2 protein-coding genes and 1 pseudogene are annotated in these 4,155 nt (G+C 58.5%); 1 reads left to right on the plus strand and 2 read right to left on the minus strand.

Annotation, left to right across the window (positions count from 1 at the left end):
* Both EN750_RS21270 and EN750_RS21275 read right to left on the minus strand, forming a co-directional pair.
* Window positions 1–899, minus strand: an 899-nt coding sequence (locus EN750_RS21270) for a glycosyltransferase (protein ID WP_145967813.1), incomplete at its 3' end; no start/stop codon positions are given.
* Window positions 900–1,412: 513 nt separating this feature from the next.
* Window positions 1,413–3,176, minus strand: a complete 1,764-nt coding sequence (locus EN750_RS21275; RefSeq protein WP_127397553.1) for a calcium-binding protein — start codon at window positions 3,174–3,176, stop codon at window positions 1,413–1,415.
* A gap of 455 nt (window positions 3,177–3,631) precedes the next feature.
* Between EN750_RS21275 and EN750_RS21280 the strand changes: the two are divergent.
* Window positions 3,632–4,155: pseudogene (locus tag EN750_RS21280) on the plus strand (type I secretion system permease/ATPase); the annotation flags it as partial.

Genomic DNA, 4,155 nt, shown 5'->3' on the forward strand with positions numbered 1-4,155 from the left:
GCCGGCCCCGCCAGCCCCGCCTCGAGCAATACACGGGGAACCCCCTCGCGATACTGAGTGGGAAAGGCGAATACATCGGACATGCCAAGGAGATCGGCGACATCGCGTCGCGGACCCAAGGCCAGCACATGAGGTGCATGCCGATCGAGCTCCGATTTGTCGATTGCGAATGAGCCCTCGGATTCTCGTGGGCCGACGAGCACAAACCGCGCCGCGGGCCTTGCGGACAGGATGCGAGGGATCGCATTGAGAAGGGTCGCCACGCCTTTCTGGCGCGTCAAACGGCCGACGAAGATCACCACTTCGGCGGACTGAAGGCCGAGGTCCTTTCGCATCTTCGTTGCTGAGGACCCGAGATGGCGCACCGTTGCGAACGCATCGACATCGATTCCGGAACTGCGTATCAGTCGCGAAGTTCCGCGGCCGATCAGCTGAAAGCGCTCGAAGAACAGTTGGTCGTCGCGATTTTGGAATACGGTCGCTGCCGTCCAGGAAGACGCAAGCCATTGCAGTGCGCAATAGACCGGACGCAAGGCCAGGGCTCGAGGCTCCAGAGATGAGAACGTCCACCCCAGTCCGTTGATGGTACGAATGACCGGAACAGTTCCCCGTACCGAAAGGGGCGTCAACAGATTTGGCTTGGTGTCGAAGCTCTGGATGAGGTCAGGCTGAAGCTCCTGCATCAAGCGGCGCATCGTTCGGAGAGTGCGCCATTCCCCGCCTCCGCTTGCAAAGCGGTCGAAGGAGAACCTGTGATGCGAAATGTCATGCCGAAGAAACGGTACGGGAGAACCGCTCGAGACCGCCGTAACGCGAAAGCCTTTCTCTCGCAGCGCGATGAGGAAGGGAACTCTCAAGGCGTGATCCTCGCCTCCTACGCAGACCAGGTGCGGGTTCATCTGCCTCTCCCAAGCGCACATGGCCGATTGGCTCTCGATGCTGCCATGGCCCGGTTTTCATCACCTCTGAGCGCATGCCGCCCGAGTGCACGCTAGGGGGACACCAGGTGCCTGTCCTCGTCCGTTTGAATGACACAAGGGATGTTTGGAAGGGTGGCGACCGGCGAGGCGAGATTCCCTCGCGATTGCCGGAGCGTTCATGTGACTCGTGTCTTGCGGGATGAGCGCGGTGCTTGCCTGAGCCGGTACGGGTGGCTGGTCTGCGCACCTTGGTTGTCAAAGGTTTTCGAGTGTCCAATTGCGGCGGCGCGGTGCCTGAGCTCCGCGGTTCGCTGATGGCAAAAAATCTTTGACGCGTGGTTGCGCTGGGCCGTCAAGTCGGCCCTCGGCCCGCGTCGCCCGGTCTTCAGGACGGAACCGGCACGTCAGCTGTTGGTCCACTCATCCGGAACATCTGTCGGCGAGGCCCAGGGGCCTCGCCGACTTCTTAAAGCATTTCTTCGCTGGGCTGGTTCAGGTGACCAGGAAAGACGATGCGGTAATCGACAGATGCGGAGAGAGGCTCGCGAAATGGATCTGGTTTGCGCCTCCGACGCCGTCGCTGTCGAAAGAAAGAGCTCCCGTCGAACTGTTGTAGATAATGTGATCGGAACTGTCATGCGCGGTTTTGCCGGCAAAGAAAGCGTCCGACGAGAGGCCCCCCTGATCGAGACCGGCAAAGATGGAATGATCGAGGTGGATTTTGTCCTGGGCTTTGTTGAAATCAGTGATCCTGTCGACATTTCCGTCGCCAAGAGCGGTACTGAAAACGAAGACATCACTGCCGCGGCCGCCGGTCAAAGTATCGGCTCCACCGCCGCCGTCGATCTTGTTGGCGCCGGCGTTGCCTTTGACGGTCTGAGCGAACTCATTGCCCGTCAGGTCGATCGCGGCCTTGCTGGACGCCTTGCTGGTCGCGAGTTGTTCGATGTGCGAGCCAGCCGATAGGGCGAAACTCACAGAGGCGAGGACTTTATCGATGCCGCTGCCCTTCTGCTCCACCACCTTGTCGTGAGCATTGTCGACGGAGTAGGTGTCATTGCCACCATATCCGGTCATCTTGTCGGCGCCACCGCCACCATTAATCTTGTTGGCGCCGCCATTCCCATAGATAGCTTGATCGAATTCGTTGCCGGTCAAGTTGATGGACCCCCTGCCACCCGAACTGGCGGTGGAGAGCTGCTCGATATGTGAGCCCGCCGTAAGAGCGTAACTCACCGAGGCCGCGACCTTGTCGAACCCCCCGCTTGGCGCTTCCATCGCCTTGTCATGGGCATTGTTGACGAGATATTTGTCATTGCCCGTGGTCGCGTGAAAAACGTCTGCGCCGCGCGTGCCATGGAAGACATGATCGCTGTCCGACGGGGCCGGCGCGGCCGGAACTGGAGCGGCGGCATCTGTCGGAGGCGTGGCCGGAGCAGGGGCGGCGACGTCGGTTGGAGGCGGGGTCGTGGTATCGATCGGATCGGTTACTGGGGGGGCGGCAGAGCCACCGGTGCTTTGGAGGTTGTGCTGCTGGAAGAAGGCCTGCAGCGCCGGCGAATTCTCCAGAGCTGTGTCTCCGTTCTGCGAACCCCAAGCATAGGCATAATCGAAAGCAGGCGACGGAACCAGTGCTGCCCAATGATCTATCATCGTTTGCATCTGTTCCGTCGTCGGCATCTGATGCTTCCCGCCCGTGTCGGTCGTCCAGTTGCCACCGCCAAAAGTCTGGTAGACCGGAATGATCTTGTCGATCGGGATGCCGGACTTCACTGCCGCGCCCACGGCCCTGTCGATCATGTTGTAGTCGACCGTGCTCACGTCATCGCGCACCGGGTACGGGTCCAACCCGTAATAGTCGATGCCTGTATTGGCCGGATTATAGGTATTGGAAAAATCCGGATTTGTAGGAGACCCCATATTCATCATGGTGACGAAGGTCTTGGCGCCCGGAAAATGGGAATGGATCCAATCCGATTCCGCTTTCAGGTTTTCGGCAGTTGCATATGTGCCCCACCTGCCGGTGGGATCCGGCTCGTCCATCAGGAAAAATCCGAACACCTTCGGATTGTTCAGAAATGGTGTAACTTTTTCAATGAAGGAGGAGGTGACGCCGTCGTGCTCGCCGAGATAGACGAGGCCTTTCATGCCGTCCGGCAAAGCATTGACCTGCGAGAGATATTGAACATCGACAAGGTTGAACCCGGCGGTTGCGACTTCGGTGGCTGATCCACCGGACGCATAATGGAGTGTCATCCAATGATCCTTTGGTTGATTCGATTCTTGCCCCGCGTCTGCTTAGGTGATTGCTACATTAGGATGAAATCAAATACGAAACACAGGGGGATAGAATGTTTGATTGATCTAAGTTGTTGCTCAGTAGCAGGTATTTTGCTCAGCCGACCGTGGCACCTTTGAAAGTGTTTGGGAGCAAGGACATACGCCTCTTTTGCCGGCTCCGTTCTGACCAGTTCCTTTAGCGAAAATCGTCATCTTTCGGGAAGTTATCCCCAGACAGGGAGACGTCGGCGGTCGCGTTTCGCTGGTTCAGGCCACGAATCCGCTGCATTTTCCTCAAAGTCGACGTATGTAAGCAGAGCGTAATAAGGGGGGGCGACGGATAGCGGCTGCTATGCGCACTAAGAAAGGTTTGAGCCATTACAACTTACGGAAGTAACGGCGCGGCAGTGTCGCGCGAACGACCGCTGGTCATGAAAACATCGGGGGCCGGATCTCCCGAGCTACGTTCCGCCATTCTCGCCTGCATGCCTGGGCTGCTTGGCGTGGCGCTGTTCTCGGCAGTGATAAACATTCTCGCTCTGACCGGTTCGGTCTATATGTTGCAGATCTACGATCGCGTTCTGCCGTCGCAGAGCGTTCCCACCCTGGTGGGGTTCACGATCGGAATGCTGGGTCTGTATGCGGTCTATGGGCTTCTGGATTTCGTGCGGCTTCGCGTGTTGGTCCGCATCGGCAGCCGTCTCTATAGGAATTTGCAGCAAAAGGTGTTCTCCATCTCCCTGTCCCTGCCGCTCAAGGCAGGGCGTGATGCGGACCGTCTGCAGCCTTTGCACGATCTCGACCGACTGCGCGGCTTTCTTTCCGGAACGGGACCGACGGTTATCTTCGACGCCCCGTGGATCCCCTTTTATCTGCTGATCATTTATTTGCTCCATCCTTCGCTCGGCCTGCTGGCGACGGTCGGTGCGATCGCCGTGGTCCTCCTGACAGCGAT

The organism is Mesorhizobium sp. M7A.F.Ca.ET.027.03.2.1, assembly GCF_003999175.1.
In the GTDB taxonomy this organism is placed as follows: domain Bacteria; phylum Pseudomonadota; class Alphaproteobacteria; order Rhizobiales; family Rhizobiaceae; genus Mesorhizobium.

Excerpts from the sequence above, each read along its gene's own strand:
- EN750_RS21275 (WP_127397553.1), bottom strand. The coding sequence starts at position 3,176 with ATGACACTCCATTATGCGTCCGGTGGATCAGCCACCGAAGTCGCAACC.